Origin of the sequence: Oleiharenicola lentus (assembly GCF_051660365.1) — a bacterium.
Classification (GTDB): Bacteria; Verrucomicrobiota; Verrucomicrobiia; order Opitutales; family Opitutaceae; genus Lacunisphaera; species Lacunisphaera lenta_A.
This window is the reverse complement of record NZ_JBOZXB010000001.1, coordinates 1,959,239-1,985,987: the sequence shown is the minus strand read 5'-3', so window position 1 is coordinate 1,985,987 and position 26,749 is coordinate 1,959,239. Positions and strand designations below refer to the sequence as shown.

At 60.3% G+C, this 26,749-nt stretch carries 22 protein-coding genes; 10 read left to right on the top strand and 12 right to left on the bottom strand.

Annotated features, from left to right (window positions below; translation table 11 throughout):
• The first annotated feature begins 107 nt into the window (after window positions 1-107).
• Entirely contained in the window at window positions 108-3,020 is a 2,913-nt protein-coding gene (locus ACRRQW_RS07335) for a sulfatase-like hydrolase/transferase (RefSeq protein ID WP_438480624.1), read from the top strand.
• 67 nt (window positions 3,021-3,087) lie between these two features.
• Here the strand turns inward: ACRRQW_RS07335 and ACRRQW_RS07330 are convergent, their stop codons facing one another.
• The 3 genes from ACRRQW_RS07330 to ACRRQW_RS07320 all read right to left on the bottom strand — a co-directional run bounded on the left by ACRRQW_RS07330 (window position 3,088) and on the right by ACRRQW_RS07320 (window position 5,708).
• Window positions 3,088-3,408: a hypothetical protein gene (locus ACRRQW_RS07330; RefSeq protein ID WP_438480623.1), complete on the bottom strand. Its 321-nt coding sequence runs from the start codon at window positions 3,406-3,408 to the stop codon at window positions 3,088-3,090.
• 85 nt (window positions 3,409-3,493) lie between these two features.
• Window positions 3,494-4,060: a DUF4272 domain-containing protein gene (locus ACRRQW_RS07325; RefSeq protein WP_438480622.1), complete on the bottom strand. Its 567-nt coding sequence runs from the start codon at window positions 4,058-4,060 to the stop codon at window positions 3,494-3,496.
• A 385-nt stretch (window positions 4,061-4,445) separates the two neighbouring features.
• A complete protein-coding gene (locus ACRRQW_RS07320; RefSeq protein ID WP_438480621.1) occupies window positions 4,446-5,708 on the bottom strand; it encodes a sialidase family protein in 1,263 nt (420 codons plus the stop codon).
• Window positions 5,709-5,928: 220 nt separating this feature from the next.
• Here ACRRQW_RS07320 and ACRRQW_RS07315 point away from each other — a divergent pair, with 220 nt between their 5' ends.
• From ACRRQW_RS07315 to ACRRQW_RS07305, 3 genes are read left to right on the top strand one after another with little or no spacing between them, the layout of a single operon-like run.
• The gene (locus ACRRQW_RS07315) at window positions 5,929-6,252 is read left to right on the top strand and encodes a hypothetical protein (RefSeq protein WP_438480620.1); all 324 of its coding nucleotides are present in this window, start codon (window positions 5,929-5,931) and stop codon (window positions 6,250-6,252) included.
• A 55-nt stretch (window positions 6,253-6,307) separates the two neighbouring features.
• Window positions 6,308-6,652 (top strand): PadR family transcriptional regulator, encoded by a 345-nt coding sequence (locus tag ACRRQW_RS07310; RefSeq protein ID WP_438480619.1) that lies wholly within the window; start codon window positions 6,308-6,310, stop codon window positions 6,650-6,652.
• Window positions 6,649-9,363 carry an ABC transporter permease gene (locus tag ACRRQW_RS07305; RefSeq protein ID WP_438480618.1) on the top strand — a complete coding sequence of 905 codons (2,715 nt, stop codon included), beginning with the start codon at window positions 6,649-6,651 and terminating at the stop codon, window positions 9,361-9,363. The genes ACRRQW_RS07310 and ACRRQW_RS07305 overlap by 4 nt, the downstream gene beginning before the upstream one ends.
• A gap of 103 nt (window positions 9,364-9,466) precedes the next feature.
• On the opposite strand, the gene ACRRQW_RS07300 is transcribed toward ACRRQW_RS07305, so the two are convergent.
• The 4 genes from ACRRQW_RS07300 to ACRRQW_RS07285 all read right to left on the bottom strand — a co-directional run bounded on the left by ACRRQW_RS07300 (window position 9,467) and on the right by ACRRQW_RS07285 (window position 16,321).
• Window positions 9,467-11,527, bottom strand: a complete 2,061-nt coding sequence (locus ACRRQW_RS07300) for a BamA/OMP85 family outer membrane protein (protein WP_438480617.1) — start codon at window positions 11,525-11,527, stop codon at window positions 9,467-9,469.
• A gap of 118 nt (window positions 11,528-11,645) precedes the next feature.
• Window positions 11,646-15,281, bottom strand: a complete 3,636-nt coding sequence (locus ACRRQW_RS07295; RefSeq protein ID WP_438480616.1) for a translocation/assembly module TamB domain-containing protein — start codon at window positions 15,279-15,281, stop codon at window positions 11,646-11,648.
• 145 nt (window positions 15,282-15,426) lie between these two features.
• Window positions 15,427-16,083, bottom strand: coding sequence for a DUF2959 domain-containing protein (locus ACRRQW_RS07290; RefSeq protein WP_438480615.1), 657 nt, complete (start codon window positions 16,081-16,083; stop codon window positions 15,427-15,429).
• A 76-nt stretch (window positions 16,084-16,159) separates the two neighbouring features.
• The gene (locus ACRRQW_RS07285; RefSeq protein ID WP_438480614.1) at window positions 16,160-16,321 is read right to left on the bottom strand and encodes a hypothetical protein; all 162 of its coding nucleotides are present in this window, start codon (window positions 16,319-16,321) and stop codon (window positions 16,160-16,162) included.
• Between the two features lie 186 nt (window positions 16,322-16,507).
• Here ACRRQW_RS07285 and ACRRQW_RS07280 point away from each other — a divergent pair, with 186 nt between their 5' ends.
• Window positions 16,508-16,987, top strand: a complete 480-nt coding sequence (locus ACRRQW_RS07280; protein ID WP_438480613.1) for a MarR family winged helix-turn-helix transcriptional regulator — start codon at window positions 16,508-16,510, stop codon at window positions 16,985-16,987.
• Here the strand turns inward: ACRRQW_RS07280 and ACRRQW_RS07275 are convergent.
• On the bottom strand, window positions 16,984-17,448 hold the full coding sequence (locus ACRRQW_RS07275) for a heme-binding domain-containing protein (RefSeq protein ID WP_438480612.1): 465 nt from the start codon (window positions 17,446-17,448) through the stop codon (window positions 16,984-16,986). The two genes, ACRRQW_RS07280 and ACRRQW_RS07275, sit on opposite strands and share 4 nt — an antisense overlap.
• Window positions 17,449-17,461: 13 nt before the next feature.
• Window positions 17,462-18,049 (bottom strand): DUF4202 domain-containing protein, encoded by a 588-nt coding sequence (locus ACRRQW_RS07270; protein ID WP_438480611.1) that lies wholly within the window; start codon window positions 18,047-18,049, stop codon window positions 17,462-17,464.
• A gap of 114 nt (window positions 18,050-18,163) precedes the next feature.
• On the opposite strand from ACRRQW_RS07270, the gene ACRRQW_RS07265 reads away from it, so the two are divergent.
• Window positions 18,164-18,556: a WYL domain-containing protein gene (locus ACRRQW_RS07265; protein WP_438480610.1), complete on the top strand. Its 393-nt coding sequence runs from the start codon at window positions 18,164-18,166 to the stop codon at window positions 18,554-18,556.
• 46 nt (window positions 18,557-18,602) lie between these two features.
• On the opposite strand, the gene ung is transcribed toward ACRRQW_RS07265, so the two are convergent.
• Entirely contained in the window at window positions 18,603-19,334 is a 732-nt protein-coding gene (gene ung, locus ACRRQW_RS07260) for a uracil-DNA glycosylase (protein WP_438480609.1), read from the bottom strand.
• A gap of 95 nt (window positions 19,335-19,429) precedes the next feature.
• On the opposite strand from ung, the gene ACRRQW_RS07255 reads away from it, so the two are divergent.
• The 4 genes from ACRRQW_RS07255 (at window position 19,430) to ACRRQW_RS07240 (ending at window position 22,275) form a co-directional block, all read left to right on the top strand.
• On the top strand, window positions 19,430-19,951 hold the full coding sequence (locus ACRRQW_RS07255; RefSeq protein WP_438480608.1) for a GbsR/MarR family transcriptional regulator: 522 nt from the start codon (window positions 19,430-19,432) through the stop codon (window positions 19,949-19,951).
• A 49-nt stretch (window positions 19,952-20,000) separates the two neighbouring features.
• On the top strand, window positions 20,001-20,381 hold the full coding sequence (locus ACRRQW_RS07250) for a hypothetical protein (protein ID WP_438480607.1): 381 nt from the start codon (window positions 20,001-20,003) through the stop codon (window positions 20,379-20,381).
• Between the two features lie 23 nt (window positions 20,382-20,404).
• On the top strand, window positions 20,405-21,304 hold the full coding sequence (locus ACRRQW_RS07245) for an acyl-CoA desaturase (RefSeq protein ID WP_438480606.1): 900 nt from the start codon (window positions 20,405-20,407) through the stop codon (window positions 21,302-21,304).
• Between the two features lie 137 nt (window positions 21,305-21,441).
• Entirely contained in the window at window positions 21,442-22,275 is an 834-nt protein-coding gene (locus ACRRQW_RS07240; RefSeq protein ID WP_438480605.1) for a hypothetical protein, read from the top strand.
• Window positions 22,276-22,308: 33 nt separating this feature from the next.
• Here the strand turns inward: ACRRQW_RS07240 and ACRRQW_RS07235 are convergent, their stop codons facing one another.
• Window positions 22,309-22,887, bottom strand: coding sequence for a flavodoxin family protein (locus ACRRQW_RS07235; protein ID WP_438480604.1), 579 nt, complete (start codon window positions 22,885-22,887; stop codon window positions 22,309-22,311).
• 9 nt (window positions 22,888-22,896) lie between these two features.
• Window positions 22,897-26,538 (bottom strand): DEAD/DEAH box helicase, encoded by a 3,642-nt coding sequence (locus tag ACRRQW_RS07230; RefSeq protein WP_438480603.1) that lies wholly within the window; start codon window positions 26,536-26,538, stop codon window positions 22,897-22,899.
• Window positions 26,539-26,749: the final 211 nt, after the last annotated feature.

The window sequence follows — 26,749 nt, the reverse complement described above, 5'->3', positions numbered from 1 at the left end:
CCCCAAAACGCGGAATTCTCCGCGCTCGTTTCACTGCGAACGTTAGCGCAGTCTCAACTCCGCACCACGCCAGACTTTTTCTGACGTGGTGCGCTCATTTTAAAATCATGAGAAAATTCATCACCTTGTTCGGCCTCTTTTGCGGGTTCGCGATCTTCGCCCACGCCGCAGAAGCGAAACGTCCCAATGTGCTCTTCATTGCCGTGGACGATCTCCGCACGAATCTCGGCTGTTACGGCGACGCCGCCGCGATCACGCCCGCGATCGACGCGCTCGCCGCCCGCGGCACGCGCTTCGATGCCGCCTATTGCCAGCAAGCCGTGTGCAACCCGTCGCGCACCTCGCTCATGACTGGACGCCGACCGGATTCGACGCGCGTGTGGGATCTCGTGACGAAATTCCGCGAGACCACGCCCGACGTCGTGACGCTGCCGCAGTATTTCAAGCAACACGGTTACTTCACCGCGATGGTCGGAAAAATTTATCACGACGGCGGAAAAATGGGCGACCCCGCCTCGTGGAGCCAGCCAGCTCAGCACGACGGTATTCCCAAAGAGGCAGACTATCGTTTGCCGAAAAACCAAAAGGGCGGTAAAGCCGCCGCCTACGAATTCGCGGACGCACCGGAAAACGTTTATCCGGATGGCCGCGTCGCCGATGCGGCGATTGCGGAAATCACCAAGCTCGCCGCGCGTGCGAACGATCAACCGTTTTTCTACGCGGTGGGATTTCGCAAGCCGCACCTGCCATTCACCGCGCCGAAAAAATATTGGGATCTGTATGAAGGGAAAAAAATTCCCGCCTTGGAACAGCCGACGGCTCCACGCGGCGCACCGGAGATCGCGTTGCACCACTCCGTCGAATTGCGCGGCTACTCCGATCTGCCGGCCAACGGCGATTTTGCGCCGGCTACCATTGAAAACCTGCGCCGTGCTTATTACGCGGCGACCAGTTTCACCGACGCGCAAATTGGCCGCGTGTTGGCCGCGCTAAAAACTGCGGGCGTGGCCGACAGCACGATTGTCGTGCTGTATTCCGACCACGGATTTCACTTGGGCGAACACGGCTTGTGGGCGAAGACGACCAACTACGAAGTCGATACGCGCGTGCCGCTGATCATCGCGCCGTTGGGAAAATCAAAAGGCGCGGCGACGAGTGCGCTGACCGAGTTGCTCGATCTTTACCCGACGCTCGCGGATTTGTGCGGGCTGCCGGCGCCGGAAAAAACGGAAGGACGCACGCTGCGTCCCTGGTTGGAGAATCCTGCGACGCCGAGCCGCGAGGCGGTGTTCAGCCAGTTCCCGCGCCCGTGGCCGTCCCGCAACGCGCCCAAGACGATGGGCTATGCCGTGCGCACCGCGCAGCAACGCTACGTTGAGTGGCGCGATTTCCAGTCGGGGGAAGTTGCCGCGCGCGAACTGTATGACTACGCAAACCCCGGTGCGTTCGAAGCGGTAAATCTCGCCGACGATCCGAGCCGCGCAGCCGATGTCACCGCGTTAGCCGCGTTGCTACCGCCGCGGAAAGTTGCTGCGAATTCGAACAAGGCTTGGCGCGCGGACGCGCTTAATCGCCCGCGTCGCGTGATTTTCAACAACGACGGCAACGATCCGATTTTAAAAATCAAGCGACCGTCCGTGGAGGACATGCTCGCGGCGCGCACCACGCCGCTGGTTGGCACGCACGTGGACTCGATTTTCTACTGTTCGTTTTCCGCCGGCTTCGGAAATTTTTCGCACCTGACGAAAGTCGGGCAGGTGCATTTCGCGCAGGAAGACATTTTCGTAAACAACCAGCTCCCCGCGCTCGCCACGGCGGGCATCGATCCATTAACGGAGATGGTGAAGTTCGCACACGGCCACGGCATCGAACTGTTCTGGTCGATGCGCATGAACGACACGCACGACGCCGGCAAAAGCGGCCAGGGGCCCGTGTTGTTCAAGCTTAACAAACTCAAGCAAGCGCACCCGGAGTTTTTGCTCGGCGAGCCGTTCGAAAAACTGAAAGCCGGTTCGTGGTCGGGCGTCGATTACGCGCACCCCGAGATTCGCGAACTGGCGTTTCGTTATGTCGAGGAAGTGTGCGCGAATTACGAAGTCGATGGCGTGGAGCTGGATTTCTTCCGACACCCGGTGTTCTTCAAAGGCCCGGCGCGCGGCATCGCAGCGACGGATGCGGAGCGTGCGATGATGACGGATCTGCTGCGCCGCATTCGCGCCATGGCGGAAACGAAGGGCCGCGCGCGCGGGCGGCCGATTTTGATCGCGGTGCGCGTGCCCGATTCGGCGGCGTATTCGCGCGTGATGGGTTTGGACGTCGAGCGCTGGCTCGCGGAAGACTTGGCGGATATCCTGGTCGTCGGCGGATATTTTCAACTGAACGAGTGGAACGAGAGCGTCGCACTCGGTCATCGGTATGGCGTGAAGGTCTATCCGTCGCTCGACGATTCGCGCGTGAAGGGTGAAGGCTCCGCAGAAAAGCGGATGTCGGACGAAGGCTATCGCGGACGCGCCGCCGTGGCGTGGGCTGCGGGCGCGGATGGCGTTTATCTTTTCAACCAGTTCAACCCGAAGCGGAAATTGTGGAACGAGCTCGGTGATCCGCGCGGGCTTGCCAAACTGGATCGCGATTACTTCGCGTCAATTTATGGCGTGGCGCGGGCCGCGGGCGGAAATTTCCCGCACCAAAAATTCCAAACGCTTGAAACACTTAATCCCGGCGATCCGAAGGAATTGCCTGCAGCAAAAGCCGTGATGGCTAAACTGATGCTCGATGCTTCGCCGTCGCAGGCGAAAAGCCGCACGCTGGGACTGCAATTCGATCAGCCGTTTGCCTCGCACCAACTCAGCGTAAAACTCAACGACACCACGCTGGCCGCGAATCGTGAAGCGAACGGCTGGATTTTTTTCCCCGTGAATGCGGCGATGCTCAAAGCCGGTGCAAACACCGTCAGTGTGACGCGCGCCGAAAAATCCTCGGAGTTTAAGTGGCTCGACCTCGTGCTGGAAGTTCGCCCGTAGTCACTGGATCGAAATCGAGGCGGAGTCTTCAGCCCCGCGCGTTGTCTGTGGCAGTTGGATCGGCTCTTTAGACATTTCGGAGGAGTGCAGTGGCAAATGCCGCGATAAAAAGTAACCCGCAGAAAATGACTGCGGCTCTCTTCTGGACTTCCGGCAACCTGGCGAACCAAGGATTATAACCGATGGCCGAAATAAGCCCGAGGCAGATGACGCCAATACCAATGCAGATGGCGTCGAATCCTGTGTAAGTGAAACGCTTGAAGGTCGCTTCGCCGGAAATGATTTCTTTTAGGCCTACTGACACGAGCAGCGCAGGGAAAATGAAACCCCGGAGAAATCTCCCAAACGGGTTGTCGAGAAGGTCACGTGTCCAGATGCTTTCTTTCATCTTTCTGCCGATCATTTCAGCTCAGCCACGCCGCTTTGACGGCGTTGGCTGTGGCGTTTGGTTGGGCGTCTTTCTTCTTCATGAACTAGGTATCGGTCGAAATTTCATCCCATGGCTGTCCGAAATATCCAATGAGCCAATTGAAGCTCCAGTGCCGCTCGAAAATCGCACCGGCATCTAATCCGGCCGGGATGGGTAATCCTTTCAGCTCGGCGTCCCGGACTCGCCAATGTGCCTCATAAATCCTCTCATATTCTTGATCGATCTCACCGTCCGAACGAAGGACGGCTTTATCGATGAATGACCGCGTGGTCGCAGGGGGCCAAACAATCGCACTCTTCATTGAATCCGTGTCGCACTGAGACGCGAGCGGCGGCATAGAGGCAATCTTCTGAGTGGCCCAAAGTAACGGAACAAGCCGTTCCGTGTGCCAACTGAAAGCAATGATTTCCTTTCTTTCAGGTGTCCGATTCGCAAAGAAAGCCCGCTCTCTGGGAGAAAGGTCCGACCAGAGTGACTCCCGCTTCAACCACTGACTCACCGTGTCACGATCATCTCCATACGAGATCGAAATCACCGCCGAAAGCGCAAGACAGCGCCGGGCAACCTCGGGCGCTGAACGTCGAACATCGACTGGCACTTCTTCGTCCATTTTGCTTAACCAGTGTATTCACCTCAACTGAGTTGAGCTTTGTAAGGTTTGTAATTTGCGGCCCGCGGGCCTGACGAAGCATGACAACTCTTTTGAAATCAACATTCGAGTTTGCGTTGAGCTTTATGCAGGTGATGGCAGTTCCGCGAAAAGCTCGACTGGAGCAACCGCGCGTTGCCCACCGCGACTCCATCCGAGCGATGAGGATTTCGCCTTTTTCGAAACGGTGAAGGGTTTCCATGAAGCGGAGGGTGACAGAAGGATGGGACTTTGCCGCTTACCTTGAGGTCGCCTTAGCCCATGCGATCTATGCCCAGAACCGGGCACTCACAAAAAAGCCCGCCTGGTTGCGGCGGGCTTTGCGGGGTGTAATTAAACTACCGGTTCACGGATCGCCGGCGCCGTTGGTGATCCAGTCGAGGTTGAATTTATGAAAGTCGATCGACTGGTAATCGGGGCCGCCGACTTCGATGCCTTCGTTCATCTCAACCAAAGCCGCGATATGGAAATCGTTCGTCTTGATCATCGAGCTGTAGCCGCCTTTGCCGGCATCAACGGCGGCGGTGACGTTGGCGTGGTTGTCGGGTGGCGTGCCGACGTAGAGCCAGCGTTCGCGCGGCCAGGTGATGCCGTCGTCGTAACTGATGCGCACTTTCATGTGACGGCGATCGACGGTGCTGTCGGAGTTGAGAAACATGAGGCGATCGGGCGCGTTCATGTTGTAACGGACAAGAGAGCCGGCGACTTTCGGATCGAGGAGATTGTTTTGCGGCGTGGGGGTCGGGAAGCTGCCGATCTGGCCGTAGCTAACCCAACGCCGCTTGGCGGTTTCCCAGGTGGACGCGGTGGCGCGGTCGTTGCGATACAGGGCGCCGTCAACGCATTCCACGATGGCGCTTTCGCCAGTGAGGTTGCCCGTGGCGCTTGTCGGCATGTAAGTGTAGCTCCACGTCGCGCCGTGATTGTCGCTGTGGAAATTCCGTTTCGTGGCGGGCACGATTAAGCGTCCGATGTTGGGAGCGACCACTTTTTGAATGCCGATGCCCGGCCCGACGGCGTCCCACGCCCAACTCGCTGGTTTCAAGGTCGCGGTAAGATCCTGCTTCGCGGCCCAAGTGACGCCGTCGTCGTCCGAGTAAGTGTAGTAAGTTTTGCGATCGCCCGGGGTGATCGTGCCCATGCCGGTTTCGTCGCCGCTGTGCCAGTTGAAGAACAAGTGCACGCGACCGAGCGGTTTGCCCGACCACGGGGCTTCATACACGGCGGTGGGATTTGTCCACGAACCCGGGCCGGTGCCCTCGATTTCAAGCAAGCTCGACCAAGTGGCGCCGTTGTTCACGGAGCGTTTGTAGACGAGGTTGATGTTGCCGAAATCGCTGTCGCTGTCGACGCGACCTTCGCAGAACGCGATCAACACATTGCCCGACGCCTTCACGATCGAAGGGATGCGGAACGAATGATAAATGGTGGAGCCGGAGCCGCCGCCATTGGTGTTGCCGTTGAAAAGCTTGTTGATGCGCGAGTAACTTTGCGCGGCGTGCGCGGGAACGAGGGGCAGAAGCGCGAGGGCCGCGACGGAAGCAGTGGCAAAGGCGCGTTTCACGTGAAACGCCGCCCGTAGCGAAGAACCAAACATGCGATGAGACATGGGTTAACGGGATTGAATTTACCGGTGCGGGGTAGGTTGGAGAAGACGCAGCACCAGCCGATGCGTCGTGGAAAACAAACGGGGCAACTCAGCGCGGTCGCAAACGCCATGCGCTGGTTGGGTGCGGGCACCAGCTGTGCGCGGGTTCCCTTTTTTCGTGCGTAACCGAAAATCACTGCGTTGCTCGATTTAGAAAATAGCCCAACACTCTCGATCACCAATGGAAACTTGGCTCATCGGCTCATGGCGCTCGGTGGAATCGAACATTCCGGATTATCATCCGGGGTGTGAGCGATTAATTATTTCACCAGAAGGAGCGCAGGTGTTTGAAATCACTCATTCCGATGGGGGAAAACCGAGACGCTACAAAATCCAGCTCAACGGACACGGAGCGGATTACTCCATCACTTGGTGGAAACAAGATTCCGGCGAGCCGCATTTCACGGTGCCGCTAAAAATTCAGCGCGTTAGCGAAAACGAAATCATGCTCACGCCCGCAGTGCACGGCCACGTGACGAAGTTTCGCCGCGAGCCATTCGCGTAGCTCTAGCGCTGCCTCTTCTGTTGACTTACAACACGAGCTTGTGTTGAAAGCCAACATGAGCGACGAAAAGAGACTCGATTTGATGCAAGGAACGCTGGATTTGCTGGTGTTGAAAACCCTGGCGACCCTCGGGGCGCAGCATGGTTTCGGCATTGCGCGGCGGATCGAGCAGATCTCGGGCGACAGCGTGATGCTGAATCAGGGCACGATTTATCCGGCGCTGGTGCGACTCGAAGACCAACGCTGGATTTCGTCCGAGTGGGGCGTGAGCGACAACAATCGCCGCGCGCGCTTTTATTCCATCACGACGGCGGGGCGGAAGCAGTTGCGCGAGGAAGTCGTCAACTGGCAGCGCGTGGCTGCACTCGTTAACGCGGTGCTGGCTACGGAGGCATCATGAAAACCGTGTGGGCCAAGCTAAAACAACTCGTCGGTCGGCGCGCGCGGGTGCAGCGGCTGGAAGAGGAAGTGGCGGGGCACATCGAGTTGCTCGTGGAGGAAAATGTGCGTCAGGGACTCGATCGTGTCGAAGCGCGGCGGCAGGCGCATCTGGCGTTTGGCAATGTGCTCGCGACCCGCGAGGAGAGCGTCGACGCGATGGGCTGGCCGCAGTTGGAATCGTGGTGGCAGGATGGAAAAATCGCGGTGCGCACGCTGCTGCGTCGACCGGCGTTCGCGTTGAGTTTGATTGCGATTCTCGCGCTGGGCATCGGCGTCACGACGGCGATTTTTACGCTGTTGCGCGGTGTCATGTGGCAATCGCTGCCGGTGCCGCGCCCGCACGAGCTTTATCTCGCGACTGAATTGCCGGAGCAGGCGACATTTCGCCTGAGTGCGCCGACGGTGCGGCGTTTGGAGAACCAGCCTGAATTGAGCGGCCGCGTCGCCGCTTACACGAGCTCCGGTCGCTTGATGCTGCGTCGCGGCGAAGCGCCGGCGGAACCGATGGACGGACAATTTGTAGCGGGCGGATTTTTCCGCGCGTTGGAAATCGCGCCCGCTTACGGGCGCTTGTTGGAACCGGCCGATGATGAAATTGATCACCCGCGTCCCGTCGCGGTATTGTCGTGGCATTGGTGGCAGCAAAATCTCGGCGGCGATCCGGCGGTGGTGGGCACTGAACTGCGCTTGAATGGCCAGCTCGTGACCGTGGTAGGGATTGCGCCGAAAACATTCACGGGAATTTCGTTGGGTGAAAATATCGCGGCGTGGCTGCCGCTGGGCATGCATGTGGCGATGCGGGTTTCGCCGTCGGCATGGATTATCACGACGGGTGAGACGGTGCCGCTCGCCGACTGGATGCGCTCGGACAATGTGGCATGCTTGAATGTGCTCGTCCGGCGTCCGGCCAGGGGTGCCGTGGCGATGCAGGGCGCGATGGAAGCCGCGTGGCGTCCGCAACGCGATTCCGCGATCAGCGCGTTCACCGATCCGCAGGAAAAAGAACAATTCATGCGCCGCGTGCCGCAACTCGTGGCAAGTCCGCAGGGATTTTCGTCGACGCGTGATGGTTTCAAAAAAACCGGTGTGACGCTGTCGTTGCTCGTCGGCGCGGTCGTGCTCGTGACGCTGGCCAACACGTCCACGTTGCTGTTGTTGCGCGTGCTCGCGCGCGGTCGCGAGATCGGCGTGCGGCTGGCGTTGGGCGCTGGACGCTGGCGGCTCGCGCGGGCGGCGTTGATGGAAGGGCTCGTGCTTTCGCTGGCCGGCGCATTCGCGGGCCTGTTGATCGGAATGTGGTTAACGCCGGTGCTGGCGGACTGGCTTGTGCCGTCGACGCGCAATGCGTTGCCGGGTGTCGACGCACCGATGCTGGCGTCGCTCACGGCGCTCGCCATTTTCTGCGGGTTGGCGCTGGGTGCTTTGCCCGCGTGGTTGAGCGCACATTTTTCGCCACAGACGATTTTGCGGCGCGGCGGCGTGGGCCAGGGAACTTCCTTGCTCGCGGGGCGTGCGCTCATCGTGGTGCAACTGGCGTTGTCGGTGTTGCTCGTGTCGGTGGCGATCTCGCTCGCGCTCGATTTGCGCCAGGCGCTGCGCGCCAACCTCGGTTACGCGCGCGAAAGCGTGGTCTCGACCTTCTTCCATCTGGCCGCGGCGGGCATCGCGCCCGAACAACAAGCCGCGACGCTGCAACGTTTGCGGCACGCTGCGCAATCATTACCGCAAGTAAAGGCGGTCGGCTTTGCTTCGAGTGGCGTCTTGAGCGGCAGCCGCACCTCCAGCGGGCTGTATTTCCGCGGTGACGATGCGCGTAAACCACCCGGCAATAATATCCAACATGAGAGCACCGACGAAAATTATCTCTCCGCGATGGGCATCATGTTGCAGCGTGGCCGCGTATTCACCGCTGAGGACATTGAAGGAAAACCACGCGTCGCGCTCGTCAGTCAAAAACTCGCGCAACAAGTCTACGGTGAGACCAATCCGATTGGCCGGCGTTTCGGATTCGATGAAACACCCTCCGAAAACGATTGGGAAATCGTCGGCGTGGTGAACGACATCAAGGTCAACGGAGCACGCAGCGAAGCTTCGCCGATTATTTACACGCCCCTATCCCAATGGCGCAGCACGGCGACCTGTCTCGCCATCCGCGTCGAGGGTGATGCGGCGTCGCTGCGTGAGTTTTTGAAAAAGAAAATCTCCGAAGCCGAACCCGGCCTGATGTTCACGCGGTGGATGACCATCGAAGAACGCGTGCAACTCTGGGTGCGCAACGATCTCGCCGCCGTGCGATTGACGACTGGTTTTGGGGCGCTCGCGATCTTGCTCGCGATGGTGGGCGTGCTCGGTGCGCTCGGTTATCTGGTGGCGAATCGCTCGCGCGAAATCGCGGTGCGTCTCGCGATTGGCGCTGAACCCTCGCGCGTCTGGCGGGGCATCGTGCGCGAGGCGCTGTGGCTTGGCGTGATTGGCTCGGCACTGGGACTGACACTCGCGATCCTGCTCCCGCGCGTGCTCGGCTCCTGGATGATGACGGGCCTGCGGGCCGATGTGACCGCCGTGATTGCCGCGGGATTAATCGGCGTGCTCGCGGCAGTAGTCGGGGGACTGTTGCCTGCCCGCCGCGCGGCGAAGGTCGATCCGCTGACACTGCTAAGATCGGAGTGAGTTCGAGCAGGTAGGGGCGGTTATCCTTAACCGCCCTGTTTGAGCGAACGCGTCTTCCCAAGGGCCGTTAGGGATAACGGCCTCTACCTCAAGACAGCGTAACTCAAAACGGAAACCCAACCGAGATCTGCACCGTGCCGTTGGGATCGAGTGGACGTGGATTCAAGTTATGGCCGTATTCGACGCGAATTGGGCCGATGATCGTGTTGTAGCGAATGCCGAGGCCCACGGAGTAAAGGCGTTCGTCGAACGGATAGTCTGCGAGTTGCGCCGCCGTGCCGAGTGCATCGGCGAAAGCCACGATCGAAAATTTGCGCGTGATCGCTTGCTCGAGTTCAAGATTGAGCTGGAGGTAAGTTTTCGCGCCGATGAATTTTCCATCGGCGGCGCGGGGCGCCGCTTCGCCACGACGATATCCGCGGATCGAACCGTCGCCGCCGGGGAAGTAGCGCACGTTGACCGGCAGCTCGGAGTCGTTTTCCGCGCCGAAGGTCGTGATGATGCCGTGTGTGAAGCCGGCGTGGATCCAGCGTGTGCGACCCCAACTCGTGTGATACGACGCGTCGAGCAGCAGTCGTTGATAGTCCACTTCACCGCCGAGCCAGCGGCTCGCTTCCTCGATGTGAATCGCGGCCTTGTAACCCTTGCGCGGCGTCAACGGATTGTCGCGCCGGTCGCGCACGAGGCCGAGGTCGATGCTCGCGGCGTTGATTTGGGTCTGATCGGTGTTGCTGGTGGCGAGCTCGTTGTCGGCGCTGCGCAACTGGCGGAAACTATAGCCCGTGGTCAGGTTCGTCGAGCGGACGAGCGGCCAGAGCAACGAGACCGTCGCGCCGTATTCTTCGCGCAAAAATGAGAGCTCTTCGCGGCGCAGGCCGAAAATGCGCGTGCTGCCATCGACGGAGCTGCCGAATAATTCCGGAATCGTGTAAAGGTGTTCGCCCTGCGAACTCTTCATCGACTGCACAAGTTTCAGGCTGCTCGTGTGCGCGCGGCCGAAGACGTTGTAGTTGTTAAATTCCACGCCACCGCGCAGCTGATCATAAGTGCCGTAACCGAAAAGCAGGTTCACATCCTTGCGGCGGCCCTCGGTTAAATCGAAGACCACATCGCGCACGGGGCCGTCCTCGGGTTCGTAGTTGGCCTCGATGTTACGAAACACGCCGAGCCGGCCGAGTCGCGATTGCGCATTGTCGACGCGGATGGGATCGAGCGGCGTGCCTTCGTCGAGACGCGTCAACCGGCGCAGGTTTTTTTCGCGCGTGTGGTCGTTGCCATAGAAACGCACTTTGCCAAACACCACTTTCTGGCCGGGAGTGATTTCCGCCGTGACGTTGACCGCACGCTCGCCATTGGCGGGTTTCCCCGTGTTCGCGGTCAGTTTCACCTGCACGTCCGGATAACCGTCGCGATAGTATCGGCGTCGAATTGCGGTGCTGGTGTTTTGCCGCCAGAGCGAATTCCACGCTTCGTCGGCGGTTACCGCCGTGAGTTCGGAAAGCACCGGTTGGCCGTCGGTGGATTCATACGCGAGCGATTTCACGCGCCACGGAAGGCCTTCCTCGATTTTTACGCGCACGCGCACGTCGCCTTTTTCGTGGTCGATGGCTTCGTCTTCCACGAGCGAAACTTTCGCATCTGCGTAGCCGCGCTGGCGCAGCTCTTCCTGCAAATTACCGAGCGAGCGTTGGAGCCGTCCCGGCGCGTAGATGCGCGTGGCTGGCAAGGCGATCAACACGCCTTCGCCGAGGAAAAATTCCCGCGCTTCCGCTTCGGTCAATACGGTGAGGCCGGTGAATTCGACTTCGCGCAACGTGTAACGCTGGCCGCGCGCGACTTGGAGCTCGACTTTTTCGGCCGCGAGTGGACGCGGCAGCGGTTTGTCGAGACGCGCGTTGAGTTCGTGGGAAATTTGCTGGCCGTCACTCGTGGAGATAAGCGCGGTCACGGTCGGGCGTTGATAGCCTTCCATGTCGAGTTCGGAGAACAGGATTAAAGAAGCGTCTTCGATGGCGCTCGCATTGAGCGCCGCGTCGCGCTGCTCGCCCAACAGAAGTTCGAGCGTGTTTTTTGCCTGCCGGTTGCCGAGGAAGCCAAGGCCCGAAACGGAAATCTCGGAGGCGTGAGCGAAGGCCGTGATTGTTGAGAAGATAAGTGCGGCCAAACGTAATTTAAAGCCGCGTGGTAGAGGCCGATCTCCGAGCGGCCCGTCAAGATGTGCGCACGCGTTCGGCCCGCCCGGAGGTCGGGCCCTACCGCCGAGACAGATCGCGCGCAGGAAGTTACTTCTTCTCACGAGCGCCCTCCTGCGTGTAAACGCGCCACTTCAGGCCCGCGTTGTAGGTGTCGAACTCGTCGTATTCACCCACGAGCGTCCATTTTTCGCCGAGCTTGTAGGCGACTTCATAAGTCTCGCGACCCTGCCGCGAGATCTGTTCGCCGGAAACGATCTCAAGCCGGTTTTCGCCGGAACCACCGAGGCCGCGATAAATTCCCTGACCGAGATACGCCCCGATTTGCCCGAGGCGCACGCCGCCGGTGGCCGTCGTGCCAGCGTTTTCATCGGCAGGTATCTGGCCGGCCATCACCATCAACAGCACTTCGCTGGCCTCCATCGGTGGATTCGAGGTGAATACGAGCGCCGGCGCTTCCGGCGAGCCGCTCACTTCCAGGCGGATCTCGTAATTATGTCGGCGCGAGATCGCATTGACGTTGAGCTGCGGAGTGAACGGATCCGCCGCGCGCAACCGCACGGCGCCGCTTTGCACGGTGAACGTCGCGAACGGGAAAAAGAGCATGCCTTGATCGATTGTCATTTCGCCGACGGCGCGCGGCTCGCCGAGCGTCCCGCTCAAATCGAAATGCGCCGAAGCCGTTCCGGTAAAGACCGGCGTGCGCACGCGCACCGCATTCTTGCCACGCACTTCCACGGCAAGCAGCCAGCGATTGAACGGTGATTTCTCGATCGCGAAATACGGTGGGCGGCGCGTCACGCCGCGGGTGCCGCTCGGTAACAAGGCACTGAGATCGGAAAGCACGAGTCCGTCGCGCAACGTGACTAATCCCGCCACGCGCGTGGTGCCGCTTTCGGCGGTGGTGGCGCGCAGATCGAGATCGCTGCGGAGCAACAATCCCGCGCGGCGCACGAGCGGCAGATTTCGCCCGCTCAAGTGCAACGCATAGTGCGGTTGCGCGCGCAGCGGGAAACGCACGTGGCCTTCGAGTTTCACGGCCTCGCCGCCAATCTTGGCATTGAAAGCCTCGATCTTCGCCTCGCGTCCGGCAAAGGCGAGAGTGGCGTTGATTTCCTGCACGGTGCCGAGCGCGGGAATCGGGCGCGTGGCCGCATCGCTGAGTTGGAGCGAGCCGGTGAGTTCGCCGCCGCGCGATAATTCCAAGCGGGCTTTTAATCGGCCTTGTGCGGCGACAAAATCGGGCAAGCGGCGCGCGAGCGGTGCCAGATCCGCGTCGGGGATTTCAACCACGCCCTCCGCGTCGTCCCAGTCGAACTTGCTCGGGTCTTTAAAGAGCTGGCGCCAGCGCCCGTCGTCCATTGGCAAACGCGCGGTGGCTTGCAGCGTCTGGCCTTCAAGCTTCGCGGAGAGCGCGTCGATTTTAACCGTGTCGCGATCCGCACTGGCTTGCAGGGAAAACTCTTCGATGTCCGGCAGGCGATCTTTGAAGCGGCCCGTCTTAGTGACCTTCACACTCGCGACGTCGATTTTTAGCTCACCTTGCGGACGCTTCAGCGTGCCGCCGAGTTTGGCGTGGGCCGACGCACTCGTGAGCAACAAACCCACCGGCTCGGTGGCCGCCGCCCACAACGGTGAATCAGGCAACACCTCCGCGTTTAATTCGAGCGGAGCGCTTTCATCGACGCGCAAGTGTGGCGTTTCGCGCGAGTGCCAGAAAAACGGCAGGCGACCAGTCGCTTGCGTGAGCATACGTTCACCGTCGGCGAATTTGAGCTCTTTGATGGTGACACCTTTCGCGTCGCCGGTGGCTTGTAGCGAAACTTTCGCGCGTTGCTGCGGTGCGCTGATTTCTCCGGCCGTGGTGAGGGAGAAATTTAAAATGTCGTCCACCGTTTTGGCGGAAGCGCTGAGGCGCTCCACGATCCAGGTCGGGCCGGGAATATCGAGCCACTGGCCGAGCCATTCTTTGTCGAAATTCGCGGCGTTCAGTGCGAAGGCCATCTGCGACCCAGCGGTAAAATCCGCTGCGAAGGAGGAGCGCGAGTTCTTCAAAACAAGTCCGGAGATTTTGAAACCTGAGCCCCAGTCAATGCGCGCGGGTTGCGCGAGCGTGAGCGCTTCTGCGTTGATGGGGGCGAGGTGGAACTCGCGCACATCAAAACCGTTTTCGTCGCCTGCGCCGCTGAAGGTGACCTTCGTCGTGCCAGCTTGGGTTTGCGCGGAGAAATTTTCCAATGCCTTGCCGGTGCCTCGCCATGTGCTGGTGGCGTCGAAGACTTTGAGCGCCTTCGTCTTGATCTGCATGATGGTGACTTCGCCCGTATGATGCGGTGCGTCGAGCGAACCGTCGAGGGTCGCGGTGGCGGCCATGGTTTGCCAGGTCGTTTCCGTTTTTAACCAGCGCGCAAACCAAGCGCGACCGAGCGTGGCTTGAAGTTTCACGCCGGCGAGTTCGCGCGCCTGCCAGTCGATGTTGCCCGACGCGCTGAGTTTGCTGGCGGCGTCGAGCTGCGCGTCGAGTTGAGAGATTTCCAGTTTGGGCCAGAGCCAGCGACCACGGGTGGTGGCATTTTTAATCGAGAAATCTGCGAACGTAAGGTCGCGCAGCTCCGCTTGGAATTCCATCGGCGCGTCAACGCGACTCACGGAGGCGTTGCCTTTCAATGTGCCGCTGGCCTCGAACCACGGTTGCTTGGCGAGGTCGGCGGTGACGGAGAGCTTGGCCGGTTCGCTCTGCGTCTGGCCGTTGAATCCGATCGCGACGGGCGCGCTCAATCGCGCCTGCGCGAACGGTGCGTCGATTTTTAAGGCGGTTAAGGTGAGCTCAGTGCGGTCGCCGCTCGCTTCGATGTTGGCGGAGAGATCGGATGCTTTGACGCCGTCTTTCGGAATGGCTTTCGCGTCGGCGGAAAGTGTGAAGGCGTTTTGTTGCCACGTGAACACGGCGCCGCCGGTGATGCGCGCGTATTGCGCGCCGAGCTTGAGGCGTTCGGCGGGCAGGTTCCAGTTGACCGCGCTGGCACCGGCTTCGGTAGGCACCCAGTCGACGTCGGGAAATTTTGCGCGCAGCGCGAGGGGCTGAGCCCAGAGCGTGCCTTCGCCGGTGATCTCAGCGCCGATCCACGCGAGGTGCGCGCGGGCAGCTTCATCGGCGAAGGTGGTTTCCGCCGTGATGGAGTTTTCGGTTTGCGAAGTTGTGATGGTAAGTTCGCCGGTTTGTTTGAGAAAGTTAACGCCGCTCGCGTTGAGCGTGCGATTTTTCCAAAAGGCTTTTTCCAAAGTCAGTCCGCCGTTCGGCCAACGCACTTCGCCGGGGCCGATTTCCACGTGGTGCAACCAACGATCGAGGTGGCGGGCGACCTTCATCAAAAGCGGATGGAGCGACGGCATGCCGGTGATTTTGCCCGGCGTGGTGGAGGGCGTGGTCGAGCGTTTCACGTCAACGCGCCAGGTTTTTACCGTGGCGTCGCGCGAGCCGGGATTCAACCAGCGGAGTGGGGCGTTGGCTTCGATCCCGGTGGCGACGACGGTCGTGTTGTTGCGCGAGAACGTGAGCTCATCGATGCGGAAGCGACTGTAGCCGACGCGTTCATAATTTTTAAAGGTGATGTCCCATTGTTTTAGCACCGGGCGCGCGGCAAGACCGGCCCACCACGGTAAAGTCGCCACGGCAAGTGCGAGCACAGCGAACAAACCGAGGATAATCTTAAACCAGCGGGGCATGAGGAACAATGGCAGACCGACGCGAGGGGAATAGGTTGCGGGAAATTGAGAATCAGAAAGGGAGGGGCGTTCTCCTTAAACGCCCTGCGTGGGTGCTATCATGTTCAAAGGGCGGTTAAAGATAACCGCTCCTCCCTAGGTCAGGTCAACCTGCGGGTGCGGGCAGCGCCTTCATGCTGGAGATAAAGGTGTCGGCTTCGCGGATGGATTTATCCATGTCGGCGAGAAGGCGGGAGATGTCTTGCTGGAGTTCGCGCGAGGTGCCGTCGAGCGCAGCGATGGCTTGGGCGTTGAGGTTGTGCTTGAGGAAAAGCACTTGGTCGCGGAAGGCGTCGAGCACGGGGTTCATGCGCGCAGAGGCGGTTTCCATCACGCGCATTAAAGCGGCGTAACGATCCCGCGTGGCGCGGAGCTGGCGTTCGCTCTGGGAGCGCAGGGTGGCGTTGGAGTATTGGCCGAGCTCATCGCCCCATTCGCGAAAGAGCGCCTGCGCGACATCGTCGATGGCAGCAATCCGGTCGCGCACGGCTTGGGCGCGGGTTTCGCTTTGTTTAAACTCGTCGTTGAGCTGCTTGTAGGCCGCTTGGAGTTGCGTGGGCGGAACCTTGCTGACCGCGAGAAAATGCTGGAGCGCGTCGGCGAACTGGGCTTTCGCCTCGGTTTGCGCATCGCGCGCGGCATCGACGCGGTCGACGAGAATCTCGCGTTTATGCACGCCGACTTTTTCCATCGCACCGTAATACGCAGAAGAACAACCGGTGAAGAAAACTACGGACAGGACCAGTAGGGACGCGAAACGCATGCCTGCAACCAATGCAAAAACCGGTGCGGTGCAAGCGCGTGCCGCGTGCGCATTGCCCGTTTGGAATCTAGGGAAATTACTCCGCGTGAGTGGCGGTGTGGCCGGCGGTGGTAAGCGGGTTGCCGGGATTGTTTTTTGCGGAGGTGACGGCCGACTGCGGCGTCAGCAAGGAGAGTAGCAAGGCGGCGATCATCGCGATGGCGACGACCGGGAAGTAAGGATCATTTTTCAGTTTCATAATTTGTAGGAAGTAACCGGCTAGACGGGACGACTCGCGCAACGGTTTCGAGTTGAGCGGAATTAAACTCGGCAAAATTTCCGGGCATCACGTAACCGGTTTTACTGAAGTGCGTCCTGCCGCAGCGTGAGTGTGGTGCAAATTGATCTAGTTGCGTATGCAACAAAAGTGTCCAAGCTGCCTGCCATGAAGCCGACATTGCCTGAAGGACAACTCGAAGCATGGCGGAGCTACTATGTCTCGTTTTGGCGGGTGTATGCGGCCATCGAAGCCGATTTGGACGCGGCCGGGCTGCCGTCACTGAGCTGGTATGATGCGCTCTACGAACTCTATCTCGCGCCGGATCATCACCTGCGCATGAGCGAACTCGCGCGGAGCGCCTTGCTGAGTCGTAGCGGACTCACGCGACTCGTGGATAAGTTGGAGAAAGAAAAACTCATCGAGCGCAAATCGTGTCCGAGTGACGGCCGCGTGCAGCACGCGCAACTTACCGAGAAAGGCATCGCGACGCTGCGCAAAATCTGGCCGGTTTACCGCGCGGGCATCGCCAATTATTTCGCCCAACATGTGAGCGATGACGAAGCGCGCGCGATTGCGGGGGTATTTTCGAACGTTACGGCCGCGCGGGAAAAAGCCGGCGTGAATGCCACCGCGGCCGCTGATTAGTTTCCCGCGAGCTCGTCGCTCAAGGCTTCCGCCCACGCGATGAGTTGCTCGATTTCGTCGGGAGTGAGCCGCGCCTCGGGGTGCATCGGCAGGTAGGATTTGAGCGGCATGGTGCCACCCTCGACTTCGTCGATCAGCGAACTGAGTTTGCTGGCGGCGCGGGTTTTTGAGTAAGTGCCGAACTCTGAGAAATTGAGGTGCCGCTTGCCCTCGCGCACGTGCGAGTCGAGCCACCACGTGACCGGCTGAATGCTCGCATACCACGGATATTTAGTGGTGTTCGAGTGACAGTCGTAACACGCGCGTTGCAGCAACGCGTGCACATCGTTCGGCACTTTGTGGACTGTAGCGACGTCAGCCGGCGAAGGCGTGACGGAAATATTTTTTTCCGGTCGCACAAATTGGATGGCCACGAATCCGGCGAGAAGAGCGAGTAGGATGCGCTGAATGATTTTTTTCATGCGCCGAGAAAATTCACGCAGCGCCGAGCGCGGCTTTCACGAGCGCGCCGATGGTCGGTGGCAGATCGAGACCTAGCGCGAGTTCGTGCGCACGCGGGCTCATTTTGCGCCAGGTCTTTTGGATGATATCGATGAATTTTTCGCGCGGGTAGTCGGCGTGTTGCGCGGCGAAGGCTTCGATCTCATTTTCCAGAAACACGAGGCAGGCGGCGTCTTCGAGGGCTTGCGTGCCAGGGTTGGTTTTGAGGCCGCTCTTCGAAACCCACACGGCGATCTCGTCGGCTTCGATCGCGGGCACACCGGCTTGCAGTAAAAGTTCATGCGCGCGGTCGGCTTGTTTTTTATAAAGCGATTTCCGCCAGGTGAGGTAACCGACTTTGCCGTCGGGAAACGTGGTGCGGGGCACGCTCCAGCGCTCGAGATGCTGGCAACGCGCGGCGAGACAGAGTTGCGGCGAAGCATCAGTCACCACGCGATCGACCCACGATTCCATGCGATCCGCATAGATGAGTTCCGCGGCTACGCCTTCCGGCGTGCGTTTGGGATCGGCCGCGTGAGCGTGGTCGATGAGTTCGCGAGCGATGGCGTAGACATCCGGCATGCACGCAGTCGAAGCGGCTGGTTCAAAAACGGCAAGCGGCACTTTGGTTTCGACAGCGGCGCGGCCAGCGGCAAGCGTCAGCGCACAATGAACCGGCGCGGCTTCCTACGGGCCGTGGGCGCTGCCGGGTTCGCGCTGATGATGTTGCGCGGCCCGGTGGTGGGAGCGGAGGCATCGGTGCCCGCAGACGAAAAGACCGCCAAGACGGAAACATTAATCCAACAAGCCATCTGCGAACAACGCGTGCTGCAGTTTCGCTATCACGGATTTTCCAGAAAGGTGGAGCCGCATGCGCTGGGCCTGATCGGTGAAACCCGGATCGCTTTGCTGGCGTGGCAATCCGAAGGCGGCAGCCAAAGCGAACCACCGCCCGGTTGGCGCACGTTTATCACCGCGGAGATCGAAAAACCAAAGCTCTCAAAAAAGAAATTTTCAGCGCGACCGGGTTTTGACCCGAAGAAAACCAAGTTGAAGGAAATTACTTACGCGGTGGCAGTGAAGAAATGAGCCGGATTGTTGTGCCGGAGGGGCTTTAGGCCCACCCGGACAAAAACTAACCCAACTCCAGCTGCGACGTCGCGTCATTGTGCAAATGCCAGTCAATCGGCGTGCGTCCATGCGTGACGAGCAGCTTGTTCGCTTCAGTGAAGTGTCCGTTGACCGCGAATTTTTTTTCCGGCGGCAGACGATTCTGCGCGAGCCGCGAAGGATGTTGATCGCGCAATGCCGCGTGCTTCGTGAGATCGATCACCGGATCGGCAATCGTGGCCGCTTTGCCGCCCCAGAGGAGAAACACGATAAACGGCGACTTTGCCTGTGCGTGCTCCAGCACCGCGCGCGTGAATTTCTCCCAACCAAGCTTCGCGTGACTGAGCGGTTCACCGCTGCGCACGGTGAGAATCGCGTTGAGCAGCAACACGCCTTGCGCCGCCCAGCGTTGCAGGTCGCCGCTCGCGGGCGGTTGCCAATCGGCGTGGCTATGCGCGAGCGATTGAAAAATGGCTTTTAGCGAGCCGGGAATCTTCGCCGACGCGTCGACCGAAAACGAAAGCCCGTGCGCGTTGCCCGGCGTCGGATAGGGATCCTGGCCGACGATGATCACCTTCACCTCTTCCGGACGAACCAGGTGAAGCGCGCGAAACACATTTTCCTTGGAAGGAAACACCGCCTCTGTCGCGTAGCGCCGATCGATCTCCGTGATCAATGAGTCGAATTGTTCGCGCGTATAGTCTCCGGAAAAGACACCTGACCAAGCCGGCGGCAACGTGAGGGGCGAGAGCGACATTAAGCCGCCACGATGCTGGTCTCGCGCCGGCATTCAACCGCGATGTCGAAAATTCAGGATTGACGCACAATATTTCTGAATTTACAGAAATGATAATGAAACTCACGCCTGCCACCGAAAAATTTATCCTGCATTGGGGTGAAATGGGCTGGCGTTGGGGCATTAACCGCGCCGTGGCCCAAGTGCACGCGTTGCTCATGTTGAGCCCAAAACCGATCCCGGCGGATGAAATCGCGGAAACGCTCAATGTCGCGCGCTCGAATGTGAGCACGAGCATCAAAGAACTCCAAGGGTGGGGTCTAATTCGCGTGGTGCATATCTTTGGAGATCGCCGCGAGCATTTTGAAACGCTCAAAGATGTGTGGGAGATGTTCCTTATCATCATGCGTGAGCGCAAGAAGCGTGAACTTGACCCGACACTCGCGGCGCTGCGTGAATGCGAAGCCAGTGTTGCTTCCAAGGACGAGAATGCGGCTTACACCCTGCAACGGCTCAAAGAATTGACGGAGTTTCTGGAGTTGGCGGCGAGTTGGGCTGATAAAGGCCAGGCGCTTTCTCCGACAGCCGCCAAACGCCTTTTTCAAGCAGGCGATAAAGTTTTCCGTCTGATCGGGTAGTGGTTTGGCCTTAATTTTCTAAATATTTAGAAATAACAAAAATAATAAAATGAATCACACGATTATTGCTTACATCGCTTATATTCCGGTCGCCCTCGGGATGACTGTGTGGGTGGCACGCACGCTCCATAAAAATGGACGTGTGTTTTTGGTGCAGGCGTTTCATGGGCGGACTGATATGGCTGATTCGGTCAACCATCTGCTCGTTGTCGGTTTTTACCTCATCAATTTCGGATTCATTGCGGCGACGCTGCAGTGGGGTGCGAAGCCGGTGACACCTCAAGCGACGATCGAGTTTGTGAGCACGAAACTTGGGGTCACGCTGCTCGTGCTCGGCGCGATGCATTTCTTCAATATGTTCAACTTTGACAAAATGCGCCGCAAAGGAACGCGGGGAGAACTCGCGACGGAGCCGCTGCGCGCGCCATAATCCTCAATCGAAACCGTCACTCCATGAGTGCCCACCCTCGCATGCAACCCGCTGACGCGCTCACCAATCCGGTCGAGGGGGTTGTTTATTGGAAAGCGAGTAAATCGCTTTGGTGGACGGTAATGTTGCTGGCGACGGCGATTGCTGCGCCGATGACTTTCAGTGGCGGCGCGGCGCTTGTGGCTCTTGGGTTGACGGTGATCACGCTTTGTCTCGGGCACACGCTGGGGATGCATCGCCTGCTCGTGCATCGCAGCTACGAGTGTCCGCGGTGGCTGGAGCGCACCTTTGTGTATCTCGGTGTGCTGGTCGGAATCGCGGGGCCGTTTCGCATCCTTTACATGCACGACATCCGTGACTGGGCGCAACGGCACCCGCGTTGCCATGCATTTTTTATGCACTCACGGGGATGGTGGCGCGATTTCCTTGAGCAACAACACTGCGATCTCCGGCAGGCGCATCCGCCGAGGTTTGTGATCGAACCCCGAGTGGCCGACGATCGTTTCTACCAATGGCTCCAACGCACGTGGAGGTGGCAACAACTGCCCTTGGCACTCGTGCTTTATGCCATCGGCGGGCTGGGCTGGGTGGTGTGGGGCATCGGCGTGCGGGTGTGCGTATCGCTGACCGGACACTGGCTCGTGGGTTATCTGGCGCACAATCAAGGCCGGCGCACGTGGCACATCGAACGCGCCGCCGTGCAAGGCTACAACGTGCGCGGCTTCGCACTGCTTACGATGGGCGAGAACTGGCACAATAATCACCACGCGTATCCTGAATCGGCGCGCCTCGGACTTAAACACGGTGAACTCGATGTCGGGTGGCTCGTGCTGCGCGCGCTGCAGAGAATCGGTTTGGTGCGAAACCTGGCCACGCCGGAAACGCTGCCGCCGCGTGCGGAGCGCGTGGAAATCAATCCTTGATCCGCGAACTCGAGCCAGCGCGCGTTGAAATCGTTTTGGTCTATCCGATCGCCACGACCATTGATTGCTGCGTCCACGACGAGCGGAGTTTGTGGTCGAGGGCTTGCCGTCGGGCGGTGGTCTGGTAGCGAACCGGAGTGAAAGTGACCGCCAAGGATATCGATACGCTCGTGGCCAGCGCGCCACCCCGGCGGGTGCCGGCGCAGGTGCGAGCGGAAGCGTGGGGCGGCAGCCGAAGCTGGGTCGTGCCGCTGTTCGGCTTAACTGTAGGGGCGTTTGGGCTACCGTTTGTGTGGCTGTTTTTCCCGTGGGGATTTTGGAATGATTGGCGCCTGAGTCTGGGTGAAAGCGTCGAAGTCTCCGGCGTGGTGCGGTCTGTCGAGGAGACAGGGTTGCGGCACGGCGGATCGAGCGATCATCGGGGCAAGAATCGTTCGGCGGAGGGCACACCGATCTATGCGTTTGATTTTGAGTTTAAGGATCACGGCGGGGCGCGCATGGCGGGTCGCTGTTACGCGAACGGCGTGCGCTGGCGTGAAGGTGACTCGGTTCGCGTGGAATATCTCGCGACGGATGCGACACGCGCGCGCATTGTCGGTGGACGGTTGAGCCGGACGCCCGGGACTTCTGCGTTGGTGTTGGTAATCCCGTTGGTCGGCTTCGCAGTCGTGGCGTGGACGCTGAAATTTCGGTGGAGCCTGCGGGCGTTGTTGGAGCGCGGCCAAGTTGCGCAGGTGAAAGTGATTTCCGTGGGCGGCGAGGATGCTCGTGGGCGGCCGAAATTTGAGGTGGTGCTGGCGGGCCCGCGTTTGAATCGAGGCGAGCCGCTGGTCGTGACTGGATTGGCGATACGAGAAATCGATGTCGCGCGGGGCTGCCTGTTGGAGGGGCGGTCGCTCACGATCATTTTCGATCCACAAAAAGAAACCCGGATGCTTTTTCCCGACGCGCTGAGGCGTCAATCGGGGTGAAATAATATCACGCGAAACGCCGCGGCCGAGGGCTTACAGCCAACGCGCGTTGAAATCTTTTCGATCCACTGGCCACGTTTTCCATTTGTGGCCGCCGCGTGATGCTTCAGCGAGGTTGTGACACACGACACGCAGGTCATCGACGCACCAAAGATCGCGCGCGGCGTTGGCGTCGTGTTGCGCGGCAATGAGGGCGGCACGGGAAATCACGAGTCCACTCATCGACGGAATCGCGCAGCCGAGGGTGAGGAGCACGCCTTGCAGTCGCGACAACACGCCTTTACCGCCGACGGCGTGTTCGCTCACGACCGCGGCGGCGGGTTTACCGAGCCACAGTTTCGTGCCTTCCGAGGGCGTCGCGTCTTCGAGAAATTTCTGAAGAACGCTGCTCCACGAATCCCAATGCGTGCCCGTGCCAAAGAAAAAGCCGTCGGCGGTTTCGAGTTTCGAGCGAATGGCTTGAAAGTCCGGTGTCGCCGCGAGCGTGAGGCTTTCGACGGTGGCTTTGCGCGCGAGCAAACGCCGGGCGTGGGCCATGAGCACGGCGGTGTTGCCGTCGTCGCCGGCGAGCGAAGCGTTGATGAGGAGAATGGTCGGGCGGCGGGCTTTCACGCAGCGCGATTACTCCAAAATTTTGCGCAGGCTGTCGAGGTCGAGGACTTGGGCGAGGCTCTCTTCCTGCACGACGGCGGCGGCGAGGGCGGCTTTTTCCTTCTGCAGGCTGCGGATCTTTTCCTCGACGGTGCCTTCCGCGAGCAGGCGGTAGGCGACGACGGGTTGCGTCTGGCCGATGCGGTGCGTGCGGTCGATGGCTTGCGCTTCGGCGGCGGGATTCCACCACGGGTCGTAGAGAATCGCGTAGCTGGCGGCGGTGAGGTTAAGACCGAAGCCGGCGGCTTTGAGCGAGAGCAGGAAAACGGTTTTCGTTTTGTCGGTCTGGAACGTGTTCACGAGTTCCGCGCGATTCTCCGTGGCGCCGGTGAGGATGAGGTAATCGATGCGCGCTTTGATGAGGCGATCGCGGATGATTTCCAACATGCCAACGAACTGGCTGAACACCAACACCTGGTGGCCTTCCTCCTGAAGTTCTTCGAGGCGTTCCATGAGCGCATCGAGTTTCGCGCTGGGCAAATCACGGTGCGCGGGATCGACGAGCGCCGGGTGACAGCAAATCTGGCGCAGGCGCAGGAGACTCGCGAGGACGTTGAAGCGCACCGAGGCGAGTTGCGCGCTGGTCTGCACGCCGAGCAATTGCGCGCGCGCGCGTTTGAGTTCGGCATCGTAGAGCGCGCGTTGCTCGCCTTCGAGTTCCACGATCAAGTCGTCCTCGGTGCGCGAGGGGAGATCGGGCGCGGCTTCAGCTTTGGTGCGGCGCAAAAGGAAGTGGCGCACGCGGCGGTGCAGGCGCGTGAGTGCGGCGGCATCAACCTGATCGTGCTGACGCTTAAACGACGCCTGCGTGCCGAGTAATCCGGGCTGGGCAAACGCAAATAAGCTCCACAGATCGGTGAGGCGGTTTTCGATCGGCGTGCCGGTGAGCACAAGCCGGTGTTTGCTGAGCAATGAGCGCGCGGTGATCGCGACTTGGCTGCCGGGATTTTTGATGAACTGGCCTTCGTCGAGCACGACCGCGTCCCAATGCTGGCTCTTAAACCACGAGGCGTTGATGCGCAGTTGCGAGTAGTTGGTGACAACGATGGCCGCTGACGCGACTTCCGACTCCGCGCCGGTGCGCATCGGGTTAAACGAAACTGCGGTCAACGACGGCGTGAAGCGCGCGCTTTCCGCGAGCCAGCCGTGCGTGACGCTCTTTGGACACACCACGAGCGCGCGGAAAGTTTTTCCATCGGTGCGCGGCGCGTGTGCGAGATTCAGCAACCACGCGAGGGTCTGCACGGTTTTGCCGAGACCCATGTCGTCGGCGAGAATGCCACCGAGGCCGAGCGTGGAAAGGTGCGTGAGAAAATGAAACCCTTCCTGCTGATACGGCCGCAGCGTCGCGCGCAGGCCTTCCGGCAGGGCCGGAGCCGGCAGCGCTTTGATCGACGAAACGCGTTCACGCAAGGAGTGGGCGAGCGCGGCGTCGCGGGCTTCGAGCAGGTCGGCTTCGGCGGCGAGTTGCAGCGCGTGGATGCGATGCGTGACCGGTTTGCCGTCTTCGAGCACGTCGATCGCGTCGAGTCCGAGCCGGTGCAACGCCGCAAGCGCGGGATCGTGGGGATTGGTCTGCGCGACATCGAGGCGACGCCAGCCGTGCTTGCCGAGATTCACCCACTTGCCGCGCGCCTTGAGCAGCAGCGCGATTTCGTCCTGCGTGAGCTCGGTGTCGCCCACGCGGAGTTTCACCGTGAGGTTAAACCAGTCGCGTGCGCCCGCTCCGCCGGTGGGCGTGGCGGAAAATTCCACGTGCGCTTGCAGCGGTGGCCCGAGCAAATTGGCGAGGCCGGGGGACGCTTCGACTTTCAGGCCGGGCGGCAACGACTCATTCCAGTCAATGAACTCCTCGGGAAATTCGTCGCCAACTGACCGCGTCCAATCGCCTGCCCAATCCTGCCAGGTGAGATAAAAATCCGGCAACCGCGTGGACGCCGCTTGCGCCGCGCTAAAATCGAATTCCAGAAATGGATCGCCCGGTTTGCGATTCGGCGGGGTGCCGCGCGACGTCCACTGCCAGCCGTTTTTGCGGTATTCCTGTTCGTAAGGGAAATCGTCGGCGCGCGCCACGAGCTGCGCATGAAATGTCGATTCGTCTTCGTCGTCTGGTGAGGGCGCGAGCCAGCATTTCAAAACGGGGCGCAACGCGACGCGGCGAAAATCTTTTTCCAACGCCTTCGGCAAACGCAGCCCGAGCGTGCGCAGGCGCGACATCAGGCGCGTGTCCACGAGCGCGGCAGTTGGCAGCGGCGTGGTTGGGATCGGCGGCGGACCTGACCACACGCGGTTGTCGAAATAATACAATGGCGACGGGCGCAGCGTGATCAACGTGGCGTGCGTGGCGTTTTGCCCGTCGGGTGTGACGAGGTGCAGATCGAGGCGCTCGGCGGAACCGCGTGAGGGCTTGGCTTCGAGCACGAGCGGTTCGGTTTCGATGCTAAATGGATTCCCGTCGGGCAACACGATCGCATCGCGCGCGGCTTTGGTGCGAAAAATATTCGCCGTCGCTTCCGCCGCGAGTGGCTGGCGCACCGCCGGCGCGAGTAAGCCGGCTCGTGTTTCCGCCGCGAGCGCGGCGGCGAGGGCGGACTCGGGCGGCGTGAGGTAATCGAAATCGATCGGGCGGGCCGTCGCGAGGGCCGCATACCATTTTTGCGGCGGCGAGCGCCAGGCTTTCGCCGGGCTCGGACGCGCTTCGATCACGATGCTGCCTTCGGGATGAATGCGCGCGCGCAATGCCGCAATCTCCGCCGTGGCGGGATGCGTGCGCGGTTTGTCCGTGAGATCTTCCGTCGAGGCGAGCGCGCGCGACCACGTGGCGAGATCGTGCGAAAGCAGGTGGGACTCGATCTTCACCCGAATCGCATCGAGATCGGTTTTCGGCTCGAAGACTTCAGGGATGAGGCGGTCGTTCTCGGAGTAATCGTGGGCGATGTATTGCCAGAGTTCCCACGGGTCGTTTGGCGCGGTGTGGTCGTCCCACCAGCCGCGAAAGGCCGGCGTGTAGAGGGGTGTGCCCGGCGGCTGGGAATGCTCGAAGCCGTGGCGCAACAACACGCCGGGATACAGCACGCGATGCGCTTGCGTAAACTCCGCGAACAATTCGGCGAGACGCTCGAGCTGCTGCCCTTCTTCGCGCGTAAGTTGACGCCCGAGTTTCTCCGCGAGAACTGGCGCCCACTTGGCACGGAAGGAAATTTTTTCCGGCACGCTCGGCGCGGCCGGGGTGGCAACGGCGGGTGCGTCCGATTTTGATTCGGTTGTGCCTGCGGATTTTGCGCTGCCTTCTTCCTTTTCTACTTCCGATTGCCACGCGGCGCCGGCGGCGTAGGCGTGCTCGCAGTTCACGCGGCGATGGCAGTCACACGACGAAGTCCAGCGGCCCCGCGTGAGAAAAAGTTTAACGAGATACTTTTCTTCCGCCGTGATTTCCGCCTCGAAAAAGTGATCCGCGGTGCCGCGCAACGCGGTGACCTGGCCGGCGTCGATGATGCGACGTCCGCGCTCGCGCACGGCGGAGTCGAGGGCAGCCATCCACGCGCGCAACGCGAAGAGCGCTTGCGGCGTCTTCACGCTTCGAATGGTCGGCTGACGGGATTTGTAGGACATGGATAAAATGCGGACTGAGGAACCTGCCCTCTTACACGAATTCGCGCAGAGAGCAAATGACGGGAGCAGAATTTAAGACAGGGCGGTTAAGGATAATCGCCCCTACCCAACGGCATCGGGTCTTAAAATCGTTCTCTTTCTCGTTCTCTCGCTCTGGTTCGGACCGGCCGAGCCGAGAGAACGAGAAAGAGTAAGAGAATGAGAACGAGTG

Excerpts from the sequence above, each read along its gene's own strand:
- ACRRQW_RS07335 (WP_438480624.1), top strand. The coding sequence starts at position 108 with ATGAGAAAATTCATCACCTTGTTCGGCCTCTTTTGCGGGTTCGCGATC.
- ACRRQW_RS07330 (WP_438480623.1), bottom strand. The coding sequence starts at position 3,408 with ATGAAAGAAAGCATCTGGACACGTGACCTTCTCGACAACCCGTTTGGG.
- ACRRQW_RS07325 (WP_438480622.1), bottom strand. The coding sequence starts at position 4,060 with ATGGACGAAGAAGTGCCAGTCGATGTTCGACGTTCAGCGCCCGAGGTT.
- ACRRQW_RS07320 (WP_438480621.1), bottom strand. The coding sequence starts at position 5,708 with ATGTCTCATCGCATGTTTGGTTCTTCGCTACGGGCGGCGTTTCACGTG.
- ACRRQW_RS07315 (WP_438480620.1), top strand. The coding sequence starts at position 5,929 with ATGGAAACTTGGCTCATCGGCTCATGGCGCTCGGTGGAATCGAACATT.
- ACRRQW_RS07310 (WP_438480619.1), top strand. The coding sequence starts at position 6,308 with ATGAGCGACGAAAAGAGACTCGATTTGATGCAAGGAACGCTGGATTTG.
- ACRRQW_RS07305 (WP_438480618.1), top strand. The coding sequence starts at position 6,649 with ATGAAAACCGTGTGGGCCAAGCTAAAACAACTCGTCGGTCGGCGCGCG.
- ACRRQW_RS07295 (WP_438480616.1), bottom strand. The coding sequence starts at position 15,281 with ATGCCCCGCTGGTTTAAGATTATCCTCGGTTTGTTCGCTGTGCTCGCA.
- ACRRQW_RS07290 (WP_438480615.1), bottom strand. The coding sequence starts at position 16,083 with ATGCGTTTCGCGTCCCTACTGGTCCTGTCCGTAGTTTTCTTCACCGGT.
- ACRRQW_RS07285 (WP_438480614.1), bottom strand. The coding sequence starts at position 16,321 with ATGAAACTGAAAAATGATCCTTACTTCCCGGTCGTCGCCATCGCGATG.
- ACRRQW_RS07280 (WP_438480613.1), top strand. The coding sequence starts at position 16,508 with ATGAAGCCGACATTGCCTGAAGGACAACTCGAAGCATGGCGGAGCTAC.
- ACRRQW_RS07275 (WP_438480612.1), bottom strand. The coding sequence starts at position 17,448 with ATGAAAAAAATCATTCAGCGCATCCTACTCGCTCTTCTCGCCGGATTC.
- ACRRQW_RS07270 (WP_438480611.1), bottom strand. The coding sequence starts at position 18,049 with ATGCCGGATGTCTACGCCATCGCTCGCGAACTCATCGACCACGCTCAC.
- ung (WP_438480609.1), bottom strand. The coding sequence starts at position 19,334 with ATGTCGCTCTCGCCCCTCACGTTGCCGCCGGCTTGGTCAGGTGTCTTT.
- ACRRQW_RS07255 (WP_438480608.1), top strand. The coding sequence starts at position 19,430 with ATGAAACTCACGCCTGCCACCGAAAAATTTATCCTGCATTGGGGTGAA.
- ACRRQW_RS07250 (WP_438480607.1), top strand. The coding sequence starts at position 20,001 with ATGAATCACACGATTATTGCTTACATCGCTTATATTCCGGTCGCCCTC.
- ACRRQW_RS07245 (WP_438480606.1), top strand. The coding sequence starts at position 20,405 with ATGAGTGCCCACCCTCGCATGCAACCCGCTGACGCGCTCACCAATCCG.
- ACRRQW_RS07230 (WP_438480603.1), bottom strand. The coding sequence starts at position 26,538 with ATGTCCTACAAATCCCGTCAGCCGACCATTCGAAGCGTGAAGACGCCG.